This window comes from Bradyrhizobium sp. 76 (assembly GCF_023073025.1).
Classification (GTDB): domain Bacteria; phylum Pseudomonadota; class Alphaproteobacteria; order Rhizobiales; family Xanthobacteraceae; genus Bradyrhizobium.
This window is the reverse complement of record NZ_JADPIS010000035.1, coordinates 43,091-61,930: the sequence shown is the minus strand read 5'-3', so window position 1 is coordinate 61,930 and position 18,840 is coordinate 43,091. Positions and strand designations below refer to the sequence as shown.

The 18,840-nt window shown below is 66.1% G+C and carries 17 protein-coding genes and 1 pseudogene; 6 read left to right on the top strand and 12 right to left on the bottom strand.

All coding sequences use genetic code 11. From position 1 onward, the window contains the following. Positions 1-21: 21 nt before the first annotated feature. From IVB48_RS08180 to IVB48_RS08170, 3 genes are all read right to left on the bottom strand, one after another. Entirely contained in the window at positions 22-1,452 is a 1,431-nt protein-coding gene (locus tag IVB48_RS08180) for a TolC family outer membrane protein (RefSeq protein ID WP_027569036.1), read from the bottom strand. 184 nt (positions 1,453-1,636) lie between these two features. Then, positions 1,637-2,416 carry an enoyl-CoA hydratase gene (locus tag IVB48_RS08175; RefSeq protein ID WP_027516881.1) on the bottom strand — a complete coding sequence of 260 codons (780 nt, stop codon included), beginning with the start codon at positions 2,414-2,416 and terminating at the stop codon, positions 1,637-1,639. Between the two features lie 162 nt (positions 2,417-2,578). Beyond that, positions 2,579-3,244 (bottom strand): hypothetical protein, encoded by a 666-nt coding sequence (locus tag IVB48_RS08170; RefSeq protein WP_247399250.1) that lies wholly within the window; start codon positions 3,242-3,244, stop codon positions 2,579-2,581. A gap of 288 nt (positions 3,245-3,532) precedes the next feature. On the opposite strand from IVB48_RS08170, the gene IVB48_RS08165 reads away from it, so the two are divergent. Both IVB48_RS08165 and IVB48_RS08160 read left to right on the top strand, forming a co-directional pair. Continuing rightward, a complete protein-coding gene (locus IVB48_RS08165; RefSeq protein WP_027569038.1) occupies positions 3,533-4,078 on the top strand; it encodes a sigma-70 family RNA polymerase sigma factor in 546 nt (181 codons plus the stop codon). 2 nt (positions 4,079-4,080) lie between these two features. Continuing rightward, entirely contained in the window at positions 4,081-4,719 is a 639-nt protein-coding gene (locus tag IVB48_RS08160; RefSeq protein ID WP_027516884.1) for a DUF1109 domain-containing protein, read from the top strand. A 10-nt stretch (positions 4,720-4,729) separates the two neighbouring features. On the opposite strand, the gene IVB48_RS08155 is transcribed toward IVB48_RS08160, so the two are convergent. Together IVB48_RS08155 and IVB48_RS08150 are read right to left on the bottom strand one after the other, a co-directional pair. Continuing rightward, the gene (locus tag IVB48_RS08155; protein ID WP_247399248.1) at positions 4,730-5,833 is read right to left on the bottom strand and encodes a DUF2336 domain-containing protein; all 1,104 of its coding nucleotides are present in this window, start codon (positions 5,831-5,833) and stop codon (positions 4,730-4,732) included. A gap of 63 nt (positions 5,834-5,896) precedes the next feature. Next, a complete protein-coding gene (locus IVB48_RS08150) occupies positions 5,897-7,054 on the bottom strand; it encodes a GGDEF domain-containing protein (protein ID WP_247399247.1) in 1,158 nt (385 codons plus the stop codon). Between the two features lie 434 nt (positions 7,055-7,488). Between IVB48_RS08150 and IVB48_RS08145 the strand changes: the two genes are divergently transcribed. The 4 genes from IVB48_RS08145 (at position 7,489) to IVB48_RS08130 (ending at position 11,609) form a co-directional block, all read left to right on the top strand. After that, positions 7,489-8,058, top strand: coding sequence for a sigma-70 family RNA polymerase sigma factor (locus IVB48_RS08145; RefSeq protein ID WP_007593582.1), 570 nt, complete (start codon positions 7,489-7,491; stop codon positions 8,056-8,058). Continuing rightward, on the top strand, positions 8,055-8,750 hold the full coding sequence (locus IVB48_RS08140; RefSeq protein WP_027569041.1) for a hypothetical protein: 696 nt from the start codon (positions 8,055-8,057) through the stop codon (positions 8,748-8,750). The genes IVB48_RS08145 and IVB48_RS08140 overlap by 4 nt, the downstream gene beginning before the upstream one ends. 15 nt (positions 8,751-8,765) lie before the next feature. Next, positions 8,766-10,466 carry a S8 family serine peptidase gene (locus IVB48_RS08135; RefSeq protein WP_247399245.1) on the top strand — a complete coding sequence of 567 codons (1,701 nt, stop codon included), beginning with the start codon at positions 8,766-8,768 and terminating at the stop codon, positions 10,464-10,466. A 480-nt stretch (positions 10,467-10,946) separates the two neighbouring features. Further along, complete coding sequence (locus IVB48_RS08130) at positions 10,947-11,609, top strand: TIGR03809 family protein (protein WP_247399243.1); 663 nt, start codon at positions 10,947-10,949, stop codon at positions 11,607-11,609. A gap of 30 nt (positions 11,610-11,639) precedes the next feature. Here the strand turns inward: IVB48_RS08130 and IVB48_RS08125 are convergent, their stop codons facing one another. The 7 genes and pseudogenes from IVB48_RS08125 to IVB48_RS08095 all read right to left on the bottom strand — a co-directional run bounded on the left by IVB48_RS08125 (position 11,640) and on the right by IVB48_RS08095 (position 18,790). Beyond that, positions 11,640-13,010, bottom strand: coding sequence for a TIGR03808 family TAT-translocated repetitive protein (locus IVB48_RS08125; protein ID WP_247399240.1), 1,371 nt, complete (start codon positions 13,008-13,010; stop codon positions 11,640-11,642). A 104-nt stretch (positions 13,011-13,114) separates the two neighbouring features. Further along, positions 13,115-13,768 carry a pyroglutamyl-peptidase I gene (locus IVB48_RS08120; protein ID WP_247399237.1) on the bottom strand — a complete coding sequence of 218 codons (654 nt, stop codon included), beginning with the start codon at positions 13,766-13,768 and terminating at the stop codon, positions 13,115-13,117. Beyond that, complete coding sequence (gene meaB / locus IVB48_RS08115; RefSeq protein ID WP_247359886.1) at positions 13,765-14,754, bottom strand: methylmalonyl Co-A mutase-associated GTPase MeaB; 990 nt, start codon at positions 14,752-14,754, stop codon at positions 13,765-13,767. Before meaB ends, IVB48_RS08120 begins: the two co-directional genes overlap by 4 nt. Before the next feature lie 51 nt (positions 14,755-14,805). Then, positions 14,806-16,320 carry a tripartite tricarboxylate transporter permease gene (locus IVB48_RS08110; protein ID WP_027569048.1) on the bottom strand — a complete coding sequence of 505 codons (1,515 nt, stop codon included), beginning with the start codon at positions 16,318-16,320 and terminating at the stop codon, positions 14,806-14,808. Between the two features lie 4 nt (positions 16,321-16,324). Continuing rightward, positions 16,325-16,819, bottom strand: coding sequence for a tripartite tricarboxylate transporter TctB family protein (locus IVB48_RS08105; protein WP_247399234.1), 495 nt, complete (start codon positions 16,817-16,819; stop codon positions 16,325-16,327). Between the two features lie 89 nt (positions 16,820-16,908). Further along, on the bottom strand, positions 16,909-17,901 hold the full coding sequence (locus tag IVB48_RS08100; protein WP_247399231.1) for a tripartite tricarboxylate transporter substrate binding protein: 993 nt from the start codon (positions 17,899-17,901) through the stop codon (positions 16,909-16,911). Positions 17,902-18,030: 129 nt separating this feature from the next. After that, positions 18,031-18,790: pseudogene (locus IVB48_RS08095) on the bottom strand (RsiV family protein). Positions 18,791-18,840: the final 50 nt, after the last annotated feature.

Below are 18,840 nucleotides of genomic sequence, written 5' to 3'. Positions count from 1 at the left end.
ACCAAGGCGGACGATTTGAAGCTACTGCCCGGACGGCGTGCGCAGACCGTGCCAGGCGTCGCGGACTTGCTGGTAGTGCACCTCGGGCAGATAGTCCGGCGTGTTCAGGCTCAAGGTCTTGACGTCGAGATGGCCGACGGCGCTGAGCAGCGTGTAGGAGGCGATTACGCGGTCGCGATTGGCGCCGATCAGGCGGGCCTTGGCCTGGATCAAATCGGCCTGCGAGTTCAGCACATCCACCGTCGTGCGCTGTCCACCCGCGGCCTCGCGCTGCACGCCCTGGAGGGCGACGGTCGCCGCCTTCACTTCGGACTCCGAGGCCGAGACCGCAATCTTGGCGCCTTCGTTGGCAACCCACGCGCTGACCGCCGCCGTGCGCGCCTGGTTGCGCACCTGGTCGAGCACGAGCCGGCTCTGCGCCGTGATCTCCTTGGCCTGCCGGGTCTGTGCGGCGGCCTGGCCGCCGTCGTAGATCGGCACGGTGACATTCGCGACGATCGAGGCCTGATCTTCGGCGAAGGTGCCGAGCGTCGGGTCGTTGTTGCGGCTCTTGCTGGCGCTGCCCTGGACGCTGGCGCTCGGCAGCAGCGCGCCTTCGGCGACGCGGATGTTGGTGGAGGCGACATCAACGTCGAAGCCCGCCGCCATCACCGCCGGGTGCTGGCGGATCGCCATCGTCAGCGCGTCTTCGCGGCTCTTCGGCAGATAGCGGTCGACGACTTCGGCGGCGCGAAGCTGCGACGGCGCATTGCCGATCACCTGCGCGTAGATCGCCTGGCTCACCGCCAGCGCGACTTCGGCGGCGTTGAGATCGGAAAGTCCGCGGTTGAGCCGCGCCTCGGCCTGAGCGCTGTCGGTCGGCGTGACGTCGCCGGCGTTGAGGCGCCGCTGGGTGACCGAGAGCGTTTCGCGCAGGAAGGCGACGTTGGAGCGCTGCGCCTCGACCAGCGACTGGTTGGCGAGGACATTGGTGTAGGCGGTGACCGCGTCGAGCAGCACGCCCTGGCCGACGTTGCGCAGCGCCTCGCGGCCAGACTGCACCTGGAGTTCGGCGGCGCGCACGTTGTTGGCGGTGCGGAAACCGTTGAACAGGGTCTGCGACACGGTGACGCCGATGATCCATGGCTTCAGATTGGCGGTCTGGATGGTGTTGTCGGGCAGCAGATTGCGCACCGATTGCAGCCCGGCGCTGAGGCTTGCCACGATCTGTGGCCGGTAGCCGGCGAGCGCCTGCGGCACGTTCTCGTCGGTGGCCCGCTGCCGCGCACGTTCGGCATTGAGCTGCGGATTGGTCTGGTAGGCCTTGGCGAGCGCCTCCGGCAGCGCTTCCGCCCGTGCGGCGGACGGCAGGGCGCAACAGAGCGCAAGCGTGGTCCATGTCGCGAGCACAGGAGCCACGCCCGATCGATGCCGCGCCATCACGCGACCAGCTCTGGCGGCACGCCCAATCATGTAATCCGCAAATCCTGGCTGTCCGCCCCCGCCGACGGCGGCTCTCTTAACTGTTTAACCAGCCGAGGTCCCGCAGGCAAACTGCCGCGGGGGAAACCCCCATGTATTCCGTGCTTGTTGCAGCTACATCACAGGGATTCTGCGGGAAAGGCAGAGTCTTACACCAGCCTGACCGCTCGCCTCCTTACCGGTTCTTGTTCACCGGCTTCCGCTTCTCGATGAACGCCGCCATTCCCTCGGAGCGGTCCTCCAGCGCGAAGGTCGAGTGGAACAGGTTGCGCTCGACGCTCATGCCCTCGGCGAGCGTGGTCTCGAAGGCGCGGTTGACCGCTTCCTTGGCCATCGCGACCGCGGGCCGTGACATCGCGGCGATCTTCTCGGCCGCGGCCATCACCTCTTCCATCAGCTTGTCGGCAGGCACGATGCGGCTGACGAGGCCGCTGCGCTCGGCTTCGGCTGCATCCATCATGCGGCCGGTGAGGCAAAGGTCCATCGCCTTGGACTTGCCGATCGCACGGGTCAGGCGCTGGGTGCCGCCGATGCCGGGGATGGTGCCGAGGGTGATTTCGGGTTGGCCAAATTTGGCGGTGTCGGCGGCGATGATGAAGTCGCACATCATCGCGAGCTCGCAGCCGCCGCCGAGGGCATAACCCGCGACCGCGGCGATCGTCGGCTTGCGGCAGCGCGCGACCCGATCGCCGCCGATCGCGGCAAAATCCTCCGAGAACATGTCGATGAAGCCTTTCGGCTGCATCTCCTTGATGTCGGCGCCGGCGGCAAATGCCTTCTCGCTGCCGGTCACGACGATGCAGCCGATGGCGTCATCGGCTTCGAGATCGTCGACGGCCGCGGCGATCTCGCGGAAGACGCCAAAGGAGAGTGCGTTGAGCAGCTTCGGCCGATTCAGCTTGATGATGCCGACCGCGCCTTTGCTTTCGACGATGATGTGTTCGAACGTGCTCATGCTCCACCCACGCTTTTGGTTGAGCGGGCAATGTGCCCGCTGGCGCGGTGGGCTTCAAGAGGCGCTAAAGCCATCGGAGCAGGAACGGCCGGAACACGCGGCGAGATGCGCGTTCCGGACGAGGTCCCGCGGGCCGGCGATCAGGCCGTAATCAAGCCAAAGTCACGCCATGAACATGCGCGCGGCGGAGGCCAGCGTCAGCAGCGTGCCGACGCCGATGAAGATCTTTCCGATCAGGGAGCTCTGGTCCCAGGCCGAGCTCTGCTGGCTGCTTGCCATCACCGGTGCCGGACGCGGCTGCGCGTCGATTGCGGCAATCACCGCCTTCTGCGCCGGCGCGTTGTCCTGTTGCAGGGCGCGGTCGATATCGTTGAGCTGATCGGGTGCGACGACCTGGCTATCGGGGTTCGGGGCGGCGGTATTATCGGCCGCGGCCTGGACGTTGTCGTTGGCCCGGCCGGTCATTGCTGAGGCGGCAGCCGCGGTCGGCGTATCGGCGGCGGCGAGCTGCGCATTGGCGTTGGTGACTTCCGGCGGCATCTGGCTCGAGGCCGGGACCTCACGATTGTCGGCCTTCGCCTCGCCGGCCGTTGCCGCAGCGTCCTTCTTGTCGGCCTTGTCGTCGGATTTCTGCGCCGTCTTGGCGTTGTCGCGGTGGCGCGACGTGTGACGCCGCTGCTTGCTCGGCTTGACCTCGTCCGCCTGTTTGCCTGCGCCGTCCGACTTGCTGCTAGCGGCTGGACTCGGCGCCGCCTGTGCAACGCCCCCGAACAGCACGAAAAGCCCGGCCAGGAGAATCAGGGCCGCGCGCCCGCTGGCTTTCATCATGTTGACATCTCCCCAAGTCCGCCCGTCCCGGACCGAACAGAGACCCTGGCGCGTGACGACAGCGGGGCAGAAAATGGGAATCTTCGGGCCACACCGGGCAAAAGCGCGGCAAACCCTTGCCGTCGCGGCCGGCCGCGGGTGCGTACGGGACCGATCGGTGTTATGAGCCGTCGCAGATCCTGACGGCCGTATCGGTTGCGTGGCCAAGCATGATCACGAGTTCGTGATCATGCTGCCGCCGGCGTAACAAACTGAAAGAACGGCCGAATTGCATGGTGAGGGGCGCGCGTGCGCGGACGTGAGGACGAGTGGACCGACCTGATGCGGTCGGCCATGGCAGGCGATGACGCGGCGTATCATCGTCTGTTGAAGGCGGTCACGCCTGTGCTGCGCGCTGCCGCGAGGCGCGGCCTGGCGCGGGCCGGGCAGCCTCCCGACCAGGCCGAGGATATCGTGCAGGAGATTCTGTTGGCGGTGCATCTGAAGCGGCACACCTGGGACAGCGAAGCCCCCTTCGCCCCGTGGCTGTTTGCGATCGGCCGCAACAAGCTGATCGACATGCTGCGGCGACGGGGCAGGCGGATCTTCGTCAACATCGACGATTTCGCCGAGATCCTGCCGGGCGAGGCGCCGCAGGAGACGGTCTCGGCCGGCGAAGTCGCCAGCCAGCTCAATACGCTGCCGCAACGCCAGCGCGACGTGTTGCAGTCGATCGCGGTCGACAGCACCTCGATCAAGGACACGGCGGCGAAATATTCGATGAGCGAGGGCGCGGTGCGGGTCGCGCTGCATCGCGGACTTGCGGCGCTGACAGCCAAACTGCGGGACCACTAGTCATGGATACCGATCAACTCATTCGCTCCCTCGCGGCCGACAACGCCCATCGCCCGCCGCGCGTCGGCGCGGTGCTGACCATGGCGCTGCTGGTCGCCGCGCCGCTGTCGATCCTGATCTTCGCCACCTTCCTCGGTGTGCGTCACGACGTGATGAGCGCGATGCGCAACCCGTTCTTCGACATGAAGTTCGCGGTCACGCTGTCGCTCGCGATCCCGGCGATCATCGTCAGCCTGCATCTGTCGCGTCCCGAAGCTTTGCTGCGTGGCTGGGGCTGGCTGCTGCTGCTGCCCGTCGGGCTGCTCGCGGTGGCGATCGGCAGCGAGGCGATGATGGCGCCGGCCATGCCGATGACGATGCGTTTGATGGGCAAGAATTCCAGGGTGTGCCTGTTCGCAATCCCCGCGATGTCGCTGCCGCTGCTTGCGGGGGCCCTGTTCGGCCTGCGCCACGGTGCTCCGTCGCACCCCGCGCTCGCCGGTGCGCTCGCCGGCCTGGTGTCGGCGGGCCTTGCCGCGACGCTGTACGCCTCGCACTGCACCGATGACTCGCCGCTGTTCGTCGCGACCTGGTACACGCTCGCCACCGCGCTGGTGACGGCAATTGGCGCGCTGGTGGGGGCGAGGGTCCTACGCTACTAGCTCGCCAGCTTCACGCCGCCGGCGTCGCGCCCTGCTGCATGCGGTGGAAGCGCAGCACCTGCTGCGCGGTCGAGCTGCGCAGCGCCTCGTAAGCGTCGCGCAGCGTCAGCATGTCGGTCTGAGGGCCGCCTGAGAGCTTCTCGCGCAGGGCGATGATGGCGCGGACGCTCGACCATTGCATGGCCGCGACCTTGGCGAGGATCATCACGCCCTCGACCCGGCTTTCGATCATCATGGTCTCGGCGGTCTCGACTGCGACGCCCGCAAGCGCCGCGAGCCCGGCATTGGTCTCGTCGAACTTGCCCTGCTCTGCGAAGGTGGCGACCTGGAGTTCGGTCAGGCGGCCGTCCTCGTGCAGCGACTTCACCAGCGCCCGCGCCATCTCGGTCTGCCGGGTCGTGGTGGCGGCGCGGATCCGCTGAGCCGCTTCCTGGACCGCGCTGGACACGTCGTCCGCGAGCTCCGGATGCGCGGCCTCCAGCTTCCGGCGCACGGTCAAGGAGGCCTTCGCGACCAGCTTCAAATAATGATGGCGGGGCAGGTCGGCCCGCAGGCCGATGCAGCTGGCGAGGTCGTCGTCACGTTCGGCGCGGGTCACGAGGTCGGCGAGACTTCCCTCGGACAGTTGCGCGCCCGGATTGCTGACGGTCGATTGCACCACATCCTCGTTGCCGCGGGTTACCAGCACGTCGGTCAGCGCTTCCGACAGCACCCGCCGCAGCGAGATCGCCTTGAGATGGGCCTGGCCCCTGGTGCGTGCGATCTCCATCAGGGTCGCCTCGTCCAGCCGTTCGGATTTCGACAGTACCGGGCCGGAAACCTCGATCACCTCGTCGAGCGCGAGTGTGCGGATGATCTTCGGCGGCGCAGCCGCGATCGATGCGAGGCGGTCGGCGAGCAGCGCCCTGGCGGACGTCTCGATCCGCTCGATCAGGCATTGGAACACGTCGTCGAACACGCGGACGTGGTCGTCGGAATAGTCCACCGCGTTGCCCACGAACAGATCGGTGACGCGGCGCAACGTCTCGACCCGGTGCGCAACGGTGCCGTGCGAGAGCGCAGTTTGCAATTCCTCGAGCAGACTCTCGGATGATTTTCCGGGTTTGGATCTCATTGCCCTGTCCTGGAGCGTTCGGCCCGGCCGCGGCTTCTGTCGCGCCGGGAGAAAATGGATTGGTCAGCTCGTCGCAATGCGGTTGCGCCCCTGTGCCTTGGCGGAATAGAGCGCGCTATCGGCGCGCACGAGAAACGTGTCGGCAGTATCGTTGTCGCGTAGCGTCACGACGCCCGCGGAAATGGTCACGCGCATGCCCGGGGAGAATGCGCTCCAGTCCAGATCGGCGACGATGCCGCGCAGCCGATCGAGCATGCGTGACGCCGCATCGCCGTCCATCCCTGGCAGCAGCAGCAAGAATTCCTCGCCGCCGTAGCGGCCGAAGCAGTCGGCCGGGCGGATGTTGGCGAAAATGGTGATCGCGAAGGTGCGCAGCACCTCGTCGCCGACGGGATGGCCATGGGCGTCGTTGATGCGCTTGAACCAGTCGAGATCGATCAGTGCGATCGCGCAAGGGGTCGATGTCTGCCGCGATTTTTCGATCTCGGCGTCGAGAAGCCGCATGATACAGCGGCGGTTGTAGGAGCCAGTGAGCTCGTCGAGCTCCGCCAGTTCCTCGATGCGCCGATAGGCGGCCTTCAGCTCGATGCTGCGCCGGTACAGGATCTTGCGCAACGTGGCGCCGAACAGGCCGAGGAAGGCGCACTGGCCGATCACCAGCACGAAGCACAGCATCGATGCCGCCCGTTGCAGCTGGGTCGTAACCGGCAGTCCGATTGGCAAGTCCGAGGCGAGGAAGACCAACGCGAGCCCGCAAGTGGTGAGACCCCAGGTGAGCATTGCCTGGCTCGATGTCATACGAAGCGTGCCGAAGGCGAAGATCAGAAACAGCACGGCCAGGAACGCGACTCCGACTGTCGGCACCGCGAGCAGGAACAGCAGCTGCAGCGTCATATGCGCCGAGATCTGGAAGACGGTGAGGTAATGATCCTCGAACCGGTCGCCGAAGCCCGCTTCCGATAGCACGGTGAAGGTACCGATGATCAGCAGGCCGCTGAGCCAGAACAGCGACGGAACGCCCATGGAGATCACGCCGTCAAAGGCGTAGAGCAGCAGGACGGAGGCGCCGAGCGAATAGCTCGCCACCTGGCCGACATACATCTGGCGCCGCTGCCGGATCCGGCGTGCCAGGACCTCGGGTGCCGCTGCCTCGGTCGTCAAGGCGAGATCCGCGGCCTCAGCGGCATTCCTCTCGGGAAAGGACGTCGCAGCCGTGCTCATGGTCCCGCCAGTGGTGGATGTCAGCTCAAAAATCTACGTCGCAAGCCTTTAGGTTTGGTATCCTTCGAAACCGAATCCACGCTGTGCAGCGCGGCAGCAGGGGACGTCGATCGCTCCAGGAATTTGCCGGCGATTAGGCATCGTGTGCGACGGGGTCGAGCCAAAGCAGGGCTTCGGAAGACATATGTCGTGCTAGGCTGCTAAGGTTCCATGCACGTCGGGCCGTCTCTACTGGGACGGCATTGCTCAGGAAAGTGCTTCATTACTATGTTACCGTTCTTGAGCGAGGCGCCCAGCCGCGGGTGGCAACAGGAAATTTCGCGTATGTGGGGTAGATCACACAGCCTCCCGTATGACTGCGGTAGGCTGAACAATTTTACCCCTCCCGTCGAACCGTCTGCCGCATCGACCCGACCAACCTTGCGAGACGGTCTTTGAGCGTGACACAAGCGGCTTCGGACGAGATCCTGATCGCCAGGATCGCTCAAGGTGACCGGCTCGCCATGCAGGTGCTGTACGGGCGGCACCATGTCAGGGTGTATCGGTTCGGCCTCCGGCTCGTGCGGGACGAGCAGGCGGCGGAAGACCTCATCAGCGAGGTGTTTCTCGACGTCTGGCGTCAAGCCGGCAAATTCGAGGGCCGATCCGCCGTTTCCACCTGGCTGCTGGCCATTACCCGATTCAAGGCCCTGTCTGCGCTTCGGCGCAGGAAGGATTTTGAGTTGGACGACGACGCCGCGAACGCGATCGAGGATACGTCCGACAATCCGGAAACGGCGGTGCAGAAGAAGGATACCAGTGAAGCGTTGCGGGAGTGTCTGACGGGCCTCTCGCCGGACCATCGGGAAATCGTCGATCTCGTCTACTACCACGAGAAGTCCGTGGAAGAAGTGGCCGAAATCGTTGGTATCCCGGAGAACACTGTGAAGACGCGCTTGTTCTATGCGCGCAAGAAATTGGCCGAACTGCTGAAAGCAGCCGGCATTGAGCGAGGCTGGCCATGATGGCTTTGAGCAAGAAGATGCTGGAGCAAGAGCCCGGTGAAATTGAACTGCTGCTGCCGTGGCACGCCGCCGGCACGCTGAACCCGCGCGATGCGCGCCGCGTCGACGAGGCGCTGGCGCGCGATCCCGAGCTCGCGAAGCAATATGCCGCGATCCGCGGCGAGTATGAAGAGACCATCCATCTGAACGAGAGCCTGGGGGCTCCGTCGGCGCGTGCGATGCAGAAGCTGTTCGCCGCGATCGACGCTGAGCCTGCGCGGGCGGCCGGTTCGCTGCCGCTGTCGGCGCGCATCGCCACCTTCTTTGCGAGCCTGTCGCCGCGCACTCTGGCCTGGTCGGCGAGCCTTGGCGCCATCGCGCTCGTGCTGCAGGCCGGAATCATCGGCGCCGTGTTGACGAAGACCCAGACTGCGACCTTCCAGACTGCTTCGCTCTCGACCAGCGCTCCGATCACCCGCGACCTCGGCACGACCGTCCCGCCAGCGCGCGCGCTGGTACGCTTCACGCCCGAGGCGCGCGTCGCCGATATCACGGCATTGCTCGACGGCTACCAGGCTTCGATCATCGGTGATGCCAAGGGCGGTATGTTCCGCCTCCAGTTCGACAAGGCGATGAGCCGTGACGAACTCACCTCGCTGCTTGGCAAGATGCAGCGCGAGAAGTTCGTCAACCTCGCCGTCGCAGCGCCGTAAGGTGCTTCCAAACCAATGACGCGCAAGTTTGAAAGTGGAGTAAGAGCCGGCGCTTCGTCGGTCGGAGCCGCGCTTCTGCTCGCCGCCTGTCTCGGCGTCGAGGTTGCGCAGGCGCAGGCGATCATGCGCACGCCAACGATCAGCGTCTCCTCCCGAATGCCGACGATTTCTCCTGGCATCGCCGCGCGCGTCAGTCCCGGTGTTGCCGCCAGAGCGGTGGCCGTCGGCCGCGGTCCCGGTCCGATTGTGACGACGAGGATTTCGGCGCGGATGGGGCCGACGCCGGTGCTGCCTTATGCGCGCTACTCCCCGAACCTCTATCCCGCCTGTACCGCGCCCGATCGCGACGCCGCCGGCGAATGCCTGGCGCAGCAGAACGCAGGCGGCGATGGCTCGGGCAAATCGGGCAAGAAGACCGCCGGAAAGGGGCGCGGCAACAACACGCCCGCCGCCGCGGATTTGCGCACCTTTGCCGGCGAATTTGTCGCCGAGATCGACGGCGGGCTGTCGTTGAGCCAAGCCGACGAGCTTGCGCGTCGCCATGGCCTGACGCGCGTGTCCTCAGAGAATTTTCCGCTGATCGGGGCGACGTTCGGACTGTTCCGCATCACCGACGGCCGGCCCTCCGCGACGGTGCGGCGTGAATTCGCGGCCGACGGCAGCGTGCGTTCGGTCCAGCCGAACTTCCGCTACCTGCTTCAGGACCAGAAATCGTCGGTGCCGACCGAGGGAGATCCCGCGCAATATGCGCTGGCCAAGCTCCGCCTGCCGCAGGCACATACTCTCGCGCATGGCGCCAATGTGACGGTCGCCGTGATCGACTCCGGCATCGACGTCCAACATCCGGAACTTGCCAATTCCATTGCCGACAATTTCGATGCGCTTGGCAGCGCCGAGGGCCCGCACATTCACGGCACCGGCATTGCCGGCGCCATCGTGGCGCATGCCAAGCTGATGGGCAGCGCGCCCGAGGCGCGCCTCATCGCCATCCGCGCCTTCGGCGGCACCACCGGCGGGGCCGAGAGCTCGTCCTACATCATCCTGCGCTCGCTGAACTATGCCGCCGAGCACGGCGCCCAGATCGTCAACATGAGCTTTGCGGGCCCCAAAGACGCGGTGATCGAGCGGGCCATCGCGGCGACGGCCGCGCGTGGCCTGGTGCTGATCGCGGCCGCCGGCAATGCCGGCGCGAAGTCGCCGCCACTCTATCCGGCCGCCAATCCCAACGTGATCGCGGTGAGCGCGACCGACCAGCAGGACAGGCTGTTCACCGCGTCCAACCGTGGCAACTACATCGCGGTCGCGGCCCCCGGCGTCGATATCTTCCTGCCGGCGCCTGACGGCAAATACCAGATGACGTCGGGCACCTCGTTCTCGGCCGCCTATGTCTCCGGCGTCGCGGCGCTGCTGCTCGAGCGCAACTACGCCTTGAAGCCGGAAGCGCTGCGCACGACGCTGGCAAAGACGGCGCGTGACCTCGGTTCACCCGGGCGTGACGATCTGTTCGGCGATGGCGAGGCCGACGCGTTTGCCGCGGTCATGGCCGTTCCCGCCGCCGGCGCGACGCCGGTCGCGGCCGCGTCCGGTACAACAAAACGTGAAGATATCGAGAAGCGTCGCGACGAGCCTGGCATCCGCGCATTAGAGCAACCTTCGTTGTCGAGCACCGAGGATAAAGCCACGGTTTCTCAAGCGGATAAGCCGACGACGCGATAGCGGCTGCGACAACTTTGCGCGCGGCGCGAAGGTCGAAAAATCAAACGCCGCGTTGAACGTTCGGCCCGCTGCCACGACCAAATTATGTGGGAGCGGTTATCCCTCCCCATAAGTCATATTAGGCGCGAGCGCCCATCCACCCCAAGCGCCCATATGGCTCGACCCGTCCGGTTGTCCCCCCGGACGGGTCTTTTTCTTTTTGGACGTCCAATTCCTCGAAGCCCTACGCGAGATCAGCTTCCGGTTGAGAGGTCGTAGCTCACTCAACGCTACCGCTCCGCCGGCACGCCGCAAGCGCGCTATGCTTGTGCGAAGCTTGACTCCAAAACCCCTTGAATCTCCGCACGACTACGGAGTTTGGCGACGAAAACATCGTCGTTGCTGGACAAGTCAAAACTTTTCCACAAAATATTCACGTCGCGTCTAAATTGATTCGTGTGCGTTGCGTCGCGTCCGTATTTTCTCCTGACGGGCTGATTTATGACACATCGCCAAGAGGCTATTCGCGACGTTGCTATTGGCCGCGACGTTGCGGCACGCTGGTGCGCTCTCGCCGAGCAGCGGCTGGTGCATCTCTCCGAGATGTTCGAGACCGGGCGCTGGCGCCGCTATCATTCCGAGATCGCATTTCTCGAAAACATTCAGGAAGCGAAGCTCGCCGTCCAGACCTGGCGCGCGCTTGCCACCGGCGCTGATGTCGCCACGGCGGCCGCGAGCGTGTCGCCCGCATTCGGCTGGTCGCCGGCGACAATGCCCCGCATGTTTCCGCGCGAGCAGCAGGCGCAGACCGTGCAGCCGAAGGCCGTGCACATCGCCCCGGAGATCGCCGTCCCGGTCAGGCTCGATCCGAAGCCGGGCGTTCTCGCCGAAATCTCCGAAGCCCCGGTCGCGCCGGTCGCCGCGCCTGCGCCGGTGGCACCGCTCCAAGTGCCGGCTGCCATGGCGCCGCCTACCGCGCCCGTGGCAATGACGGGGCCCAAGGTGCCGGCAGCGCCCAAGGCGCTGGCTGCGATGGCGGCGCTTCTGCCGCAGTTCTCTCCGCCGGCAGCCGAAATTGTCGCAGCCCCCGAACGTCTGGTTGAGTTCACCTTCAGCCTCGACGGCCTCGAAGCGAAGTACCCGCTGCTGCGGAACGCGTTCTAGCGTTCGAGAGCCAGAGGCGAGGAGCCGCAGCTACCGCCGCACAGCATTCCCACCGACCACCAATTGCGCAAAGCGCTGGGCGCCATCCGCCGACAGGTCGGACGTTACGGCTCGCGCGTGATCGAGCCCGACGACGGCGCCGCGCGGGGTTTCCGAGATCATGTTGTTATTGACGAGCGCGGTGCCGGCGCCGGGCACGACGGACACGCCGACGCCTGCCAGTGCCTTGCGGATCACGTTGCCCGTGATGGCGACGTCGCGGAGATATTTGCCCCAGCCGGCGACGATGCCGTAGGACGGCGCGTTCTCGATCACGTTGCCGGTGACTGATGAATCCGCCTCGATGTAGATGCCGATGCCGGCATCGTCATCCGGCGCGGTGCCGATCGGCCGCTTCGGGATCAGATTGCGGATGATGTTGCCCTGGACCACGGCGATGCGGCCGCCTTCGTTGAAATTGCAGACGGAGACGCCGACGGCGGCGCCGTCCACGATGTTGTTGGCGATCACCGCGGCCTCGAAAGCGAATTCCGAATAGAGCGCGACCTCGCGCACATCGCTGACGCTGTTGCCGGTGATGTGGATGTTCGAGGCCGAGTTGCCGCGCACGGCGGAGTAATCGCAATTTTTGATGCGATTGCCGCGCACGATGACGTTGCCGGCGCGGAACGCGTTGATGGCGTTGCCGTACTGGCCGGAGCCGCCGGGACCGGCCTTGATGTCCTCGATGCGGTTATCAGCGACCAGCGTGCCGTCGTCGCCGATGGCTGTGCGCAGGATCTCGATGCCATTGTCGTTGGTGCCGGTGATGGTGTTATGGGAGACGCTGAGACCCCTGGCGTCGAACGACACCACTGCCGTCACCGCGATGTTGGTAAAGATGTTGCCCGAGATGTCGCCGGAGACCTGCTCGAGCCAGATGCCGCTGCCACCGGAGCCGGTGATCGCGCAATCGGTGATGCGGACGTCGCGTCCGCCGAGGATCTGGATCAGCCCGCGTCGCGTCGGCAGCGGAATGCCGCTGCCGTCAAAGGTGATGCCGGAAATGCCGATTGCATCGGAGCCGTCGCTCTGGATCGCCGACGCCCCGCCGGTGAAAACGAATTTTGTCGCGCCGCGCACGCCGATCAGTTGCGCGCCATTTGGCAGACGCAACAGTCCCGTGCGGTAGATGCCGGGTGGCAGCGCCAGCGGCATCTGCGCCCGGGCGGCCTCGTCGATCGCACGCTGGAGCGCGCGGGTCTGATCCTCGCTGCTGCCAGGCCGCACGCCATATTGCGTGGCATCGCGGCCGAGCAGCGACGTCAGCGGCGCTGCGCGCGCGGCGTCGGCTGGTATCGCGAGCGCGCCGGCGATGCCTGCGGTCGATGCTCCGATGAGATGGCGGCGATTGAGGTCCATGGATGCGTCCTCCGGCGGACGCGGGGGCCCGCAGCGGTTAGGTAGCGCAAAAACGGGACCGCGCGGCTGGGGCCATGAGGATAGTTCACGGTAGGGTTAAATGTTTACGCAGTCGTGTTCCGAGCCTTCCGTGCCAGCTGTACCATCTCCATCAGCATCGCTTCCCCGGCGTCCACCAGTTCCTCCAGCGTGATCCGCGGCGCGCCCTTGCGGCGCACGGCGCCACTGCGCGCGAGCAGGGGAATATGGATGAACGCCGCAAGCTGCGGCCCGCCGGCCCTGACGTTTTCGATCGCGCGCCAGCTCAGGTAATTGCAGAGATAGCCGCCGGCATCGCGCGAGGCGCGCGCGTCGATGCCGGTGAGGCGCGCGGCGCGCAGCAGCCTTGCGGTGTGCGGGCCGAACGTTATCGCGTCCGCATTGGCGGCGATGCCGCGCTTGCTCGAGCGGGTGTTGGCGGCATCGGGCCAGAGCATCGTGACGGCGTTGCGCGCGCGGCTCTCGATGCGCAGATAGGGCGTGCGTGCGGCGAGGCCGAACATCAGCAGCGCGTCGGGCTTCTCTTTCGCGAGCACCTCCGGCAATTGCCGGTCCACCGCTGCATAGGTGACCGGGAAGATGTGGCTGGAGATCGCGGCATCGTCGAGTGCGGGTCGGCGCAATTGCGCCAGCCGGGCGACCAGTGGCTGGGTCGGATTGTAGGGCGCGCCGGGAAACGGGCCGAAGCCGGTGAGGAGAATGCGGAGCTTGGCGCTCATTGCAGCAACTCCAGGATCTTTTCGGCGGCGAGCGCCGGCGTGAGATGGCCGTCGGCGACCTCAGTCTCGATCTTCCGGACCTTGGTCCGCACCGACGCCTCGCTGCGCAACCGTGCCAGCATGCGCTGCTCCAGCATCGACCACATCCATTTCACCTGCTGCTCACGCCGCCGTGCGGCGAAGTCGCCGGATGCATTCATCGCCTTGCGGTGATCGAGGACTTTCTGCCAGATCTTCGCGATGCCGTCGCCGGTCAGCGCCGAATAGGTCTCGACCGGCGGATGCCAGTGCTCGGAGCGTGGCGTCAGGATATGCAGCGCGCCGCGATAATCGGCGGCGGTGATGTTGGCGCGCTTGAGATTGTCGCCGTCGGCCTTGTTGATCGCGATCATGTCGGCGAGTTCCACCAGGCCCTTCTTGATGCCCTGCAATTCGTCGCCGCCGCCCGGCAGCATCAAGGCCAGGAAGAAATCGGTCATGTCGCAGACCGCGGTCTCGGACTGGCCGATGCCGACCGTTTCCACCAGCACGACGTCGAAGCCGGCGGCCTCGCACAGCAGCATCGCCTCGCGTGTCTTGGCCGCGACGCCGCCGAGCGTGCCCGAGGCCGGCGAGGGCCGGATGAAGGCGTCGTCGGAGGCCGACAGGCGGGCCATCCGCGTCTTGTCGCCGAGGATCGAGCCGCCGCTCCGCGCCGACGACGGATCGACCGCGAGCACCGCGACCTTGTGGCCTTGCTCGATGAGATGGGTGCCGAGCGCGTCGATGGTGGTGGACTTGCCGACGCCGGGCGAGCCGGTGATGCCGACGCGGACCGCCCTGCCGGTATCGGACAAGAGCATCTGCACCAGCTCGCGCGCCAGCGCCTGATGATCGCTGCGCCGGCTCTCGACCAGCGTGATGGCCCGCGCCAGCGCCGCGCGGCTGCCGGCGCGGAGGTCGTGGGCGAGGGATTTGATGTCCAGTGAAGGCTTTTTCTCAACCATGCCGTGCTTTACAACGCCCGCGCGGGGCAGGCGAGGGTTGCTCGCCCGATATTACCGGGATGTCGCCGCCACTCCCGTCCGCACCGGTTTCACCTTCCGCCACGCCCACACCATCACCGGCCACAGCAGCGCCCCGATCGCCATGGCTGCGAGGATCGCGGCCACGGGGCGTTCGAAAAACGGCAAAATGCTGCCGTCGGACTTGATCAACGAAGTGACAAAGGCCTGCTCGACCATGGTGCCCATGACGATGCCGAGCACCATGGCGGCGACGGGGTAGCCGTTTGCTTCCATGACATAGCCGATCACGCCGAAGGCGGCGACGGTAACGACGCCGAACATGTTGTTGCCGATCGCGAACGAGCCGACCGCGCAGCACAGCATGATGATCGGCATGATAGCGGAGCGCGGTGCCAGCAGGATGTAGGCGGCAACCCGGATCATGGCGATGCCGAGCGGGATCATCAAAATGTTGGCGATGATGAACATCAGATAGATCGCGTACATGCTCGACGCTTTCTCGGTGAACAGCGTCGGCCCCGGGTTGAGCCCCTTCATGTAGAGCACGCCGATCGCGATCGCCGCGATGGTGTCGCCGGGGATGCCGAACAGCAATGATGGCACCCAGCCCGAGGCGATGCTGGCATTGTTGCTGGCGCCGGCCTCGACCAGGCCTTCGACATGGCCGGTGCCGAACTTTTCCGGTTCCTTGGAGAAGCGCTTCGACATCGCGTAGGACACCCAAGCGGCCATGTCGGCGCCAGCGCCGGGCAGCACGCCGATGATGATGCCGACGATGTTTCCGCGCGTCATCTGCCAATGGTATTTCTTGGTCAGCTTCCACTGGCCGGCCATGATGCTTCCGAATTTGCGCCGCGGCAGCGGCGGAGGCTCGGGCGTCAGCATCGCGCGCATCACCTGGGCCACCGCGAACACGCCGACCAGCGCGGGGATCGGCTCGATGCCGCCGAACAGATCGGTGAGGCCGAAGGTGAAGCGCGGCACGCCGCCGGGATTTTCGATGCCGACGCAGGAGACCAGCAGGCCGAGGAACATGCCGGCGATTGCCTTTACCGGCGAGGAGCGCGCCACCAACGTCGCGCACATCAGGCCGAGCAGCGCCAGCCAGAAATACTCGAAGGTCGAGAACGACAGCGCGATCTCGGCCAGCGGCGGCGCCAGGATCATCAGCGACAGCACGCCGGCGATGCCGCCGACGGCCGAGAACCACACGCCGGCCCCGAGCGCCAGCTCGGCCTGTCCCTTGCGGGTCATGGCGTAGGCCTCGTCTGCATAGGCGGCGGAGGCGGGCGTTCCCGGGATGCGCAGCAGCGCGCCGGGAATGTCGCCGGAGAAGATCGCCATCGAGGACGCCGCGACGATGGTCGCGATCGCCGCGATCGGCGAGAGGTAGAAGGTGACGGGAACGAGCAGGGCGGTTGCCATCGTCGCCGACAGGCCCGGCAGCGAGCCGATCACGAGCCCGTACACCGAGGCTGCGAACATCGCGATGATGACCTCCCAGGTGGAGATCAGTGCGAACGCTTCAATCAGGGTTTTCAGCATGGGATCACCAGGGCGTCGGCAACAGGCCGGCGGGCAGCGGCACGCGCAGCAGCTTGCCGAAGATCAGGTGGATGGCGAACGGCGACAGCGCTGCGAGCGGCAGCGCCAGCTTCCACTTCGCCCCCAACGCGGTCGAGGTGACGTAGACCATGATCGCCGCGGTGACGATGAAGCCGAGGCGGTCGGCCGCGACCACGTAGAACAGCAGCAGCGCCGGGGGCAGCAGCGCGCGCAGGCCGTACAACTTTCCCTGCGGCGGCGGGGCAGCCGCTGCCTGGCCATCCTCGAGCGGGATCAGCTCTTCCGCCTCCTCGAAGGTGTGGCCGATCCCGAACACGATCGCGAGCCCGCACAGCGCAAGCCCAATGCCGATCACGAGCGGAAATACGTTGGGACCGACCGGCTGCCCGGGCACCGGCGGCAGCAGCCAGCCGCCATAGGCGGCTGCTGTGCCGAGCACGACGAGAAACGATCCCGTGACCGAGTCGGGAAGACGCATGGGAGAATCCTATGTGAGGTATTCTCTCTCTCCCCGCGCGGGAGGAGAGAGAGGCGATCAGCGCGTGTAGTCGGGAAATGATCCCAGGGTCACGCCTTGCTCAGACCCGCCGCCTTCATCGCTTCGCCCATCTGGGCGTCGCCCCTGTCCATGAAGCTTGCGAACTGGCCGGCATCGCCCCACACCGTGCCGAAGCCGCGATTGCTCATGAAGTCCTTGAACTCGGCGGAGTCGTAGACCTTCTGCAGCGCCGCGGTGAGCTTGGTTGCGATCTCCGGCGGCAGGTTCTTCGGCCCGGCGATGCCGCGCCAGGCGCCGGTCGCGTAGTCGATGCCCATCGCCTCCTTCAGCGTCGGCACGTCCTTGAAGATCGGATTGCGCGCCGGCGCCATGATGGCAAGGCTCCTGGCCTTGCCGGCCTCGATGATGGCGCGGGCTTCCGGCACCGAGCAGGTAGTGAGGTCGAGGCCGCCGGCGGCGAGGTCCTGCATCGCGGGTGCGGCGCCGTTCGACGGCACCCAGGCGACCTGGTTGGCGGGCAGGCCCATCGCCTGCATCCAGCCGACCAGCGCGAGGTGCCAGATCCCGCCCTGGCCGGTGCCGGAAGCCTTGAACTTGCCGGGAGGAGCCGCCTTGATGGCTTCGGCGAGTTCCTTCACCGTCTTGTAAGGTGAGGAGGAGGAGACCTGGATGCCCGGGGGGTCTTCGTTCATCAGCGCCAGCGGGGTGTAGCTCTTCGGCGCCAGTTCGGTCAGCCCCTGCCAGTGCATCATCGAGATTTCCACCGTGAGCATGCCGATGGTGTAGCCATCGGGCTGCGCGGTCGCGATCGCGGTATGGCCGACGACGCCCGAGCCGCCGGTGCGATTGACCACGTTGAAGGGCTGGCCGAGATCCTTCTCCAACAGCGCTGCGACAATGCGCGCAGTCGCGTCGGTGCCGCCGCCCGCGCCCCAGGGCACGATCACGGTGACGGGCCGCGCCGGATAGGCTTGCGCAAGTGCGGGTGTGAGGCCGAATGCGGCGGATGCCGCGACTGCGGCAGATGAAGCCGCAAAGGTGCGGCGCGTAATCTTGGACATCAATGCCTCCCAACGGCGCCCATGACGTCAGGCGCTCTTGTCAATGGCGACATTCTAGTCGGCTTTGCAGCGCGGCTGCAAGGCAGCGCTACCAGCGCTCTGCGAGCAAGCTGTCGCTGCTCAACACGATCATTGCGGCTCGTCCGCGTCACTCTTCGGCCGCGAGCCGCCGAAGATGCGAGTGCCTTCCGCGGTGAGATAGGGCTTCAGCGCTTCCCACGGCACGAACGCCCTCGGCGTAAGGGCCGACTGCGTAGGGTGGGTAGTGGAAAGTGAGGCCGGAACTCTTGCCCGCATCGGTTGAAGGCGCGAGCGTCACCGCGCCGATCTTGAGCAGGCTGGGTGCGAGCTCCTTAAACCACTCGTCGGTCGCGGTCTCGCCGGCGCCGCGCTTCTTCTTCTCGGTTTTCAGTGAGGCGATCACCGCCTTCACCATCGCCTTCATGGCCGGGCCGTTGTCGGCGGTCTCGGTGAAGAACGGGCGGATGGAGATGCGCTTGTTCTCCGCCCTGTCCCACAGGACCGTGTTCACGTCGGAATTGGGATGGGCGCCGTGGGTGTCCATGTAGTCGTTGCGGAGAATGCTGACATAGCGGTCGGCGACGACGGAGCGGACCGCATATTTGCGCTCAAAGTCCCAGCCGCCTTCCTTGAAGAACTGCGGATCCTCTTTGCGCGAGGCGGCGGCTTCTGCCGCGTTCTTGTCGAGCCACTTCTTGCCTTCCGTCAGGCAGTCGGCCGCCAGCGCCGCATCGACCTTGACCTTGTCGTCGAGGAAGACACGCGCCTCGATGCTCTTGGTCTTGATGACCGCGTCGGGCTTGGGATCGGCGGCATGGGCAGTAGCCAACAACGCGCTGCAAGCTGCGACCACAGCTAGCGCGCGCATGAACGCTGGCGCGGAAAATATCACGCACTGTCCTTTCAAAGAGCGATGGC

What these genes read in the sequence shown, in the direction of transcription:
- IVB48_RS08180 (WP_027569036.1), bottom strand. Translation starts at nt 1,452, where the DNA reads ATGATTGGGCGTGCCGCCAGAGCTGGTCGCGTGATGGCGCGGCATCGA.
- IVB48_RS08175 (WP_027516881.1), bottom strand. Translation starts at nt 2,416, where the DNA reads ATGAGCACGTTCGAACACATCATCGTCGAAAGCAAAGGCGCGGTCGGC.
- IVB48_RS08170 (WP_247399250.1), bottom strand. Translation starts at nt 3,244, where the DNA reads ATGATGAAAGCCAGCGGGCGCGCGGCCCTGATTCTCCTGGCCGGGCTT.
- IVB48_RS08160 (WP_027516884.1), top strand. Translation starts at nt 4,081, where the DNA reads ATGGATACCGATCAACTCATTCGCTCCCTCGCGGCCGACAACGCCCAT.
- IVB48_RS08155 (WP_247399248.1), bottom strand. Translation starts at nt 5,833, where the DNA reads ATGAGATCCAAACCCGGAAAATCATCCGAGAGTCTGCTCGAGGAATTG.
- IVB48_RS08150 (WP_247399247.1), bottom strand. Translation starts at nt 7,054, where the DNA reads ATGAGCACGGCTGCGACGTCCTTTCCCGAGAGGAATGCCGCTGAGGCC.
- IVB48_RS08140 (WP_027569041.1), top strand. Translation starts at nt 8,055, where the DNA reads ATGATGGCTTTGAGCAAGAAGATGCTGGAGCAAGAGCCCGGTGAAATT.
- IVB48_RS08135 (WP_247399245.1), top strand. Translation starts at nt 8,766, where the DNA reads ATGACGCGCAAGTTTGAAAGTGGAGTAAGAGCCGGCGCTTCGTCGGTC.
- IVB48_RS08130 (WP_247399243.1), top strand. Translation starts at nt 10,947, where the DNA reads ATGACACATCGCCAAGAGGCTATTCGCGACGTTGCTATTGGCCGCGAC.
- IVB48_RS08125 (WP_247399240.1), bottom strand. Translation starts at nt 13,010, where the DNA reads ATGGACCTCAATCGCCGCCATCTCATCGGAGCATCGACCGCAGGCATC.
- IVB48_RS08120 (WP_247399237.1), bottom strand. Translation starts at nt 13,768, where the DNA reads ATGAGCGCCAAGCTCCGCATTCTCCTCACCGGCTTCGGCCCGTTTCCC.
- meaB (WP_247359886.1), bottom strand. Translation starts at nt 14,754, where the DNA reads ATGGTTGAGAAAAAGCCTTCACTGGACATCAAATCCCTCGCCCACGAC.
- IVB48_RS08110 (WP_027569048.1), bottom strand. Translation starts at nt 16,320, where the DNA reads ATGCTGAAAACCCTGATTGAAGCGTTCGCACTGATCTCCACCTGGGAG.
- IVB48_RS08105 (WP_247399234.1), bottom strand. Translation starts at nt 16,819, where the DNA reads ATGCGTCTTCCCGACTCGGTCACGGGATCGTTTCTCGTCGTGCTCGGC.
- IVB48_RS08100 (WP_247399231.1), bottom strand. Translation starts at nt 17,901, where the DNA reads ATGTCCAAGATTACGCGCCGCACCTTTGCGGCTTCATCTGCCGCAGTC.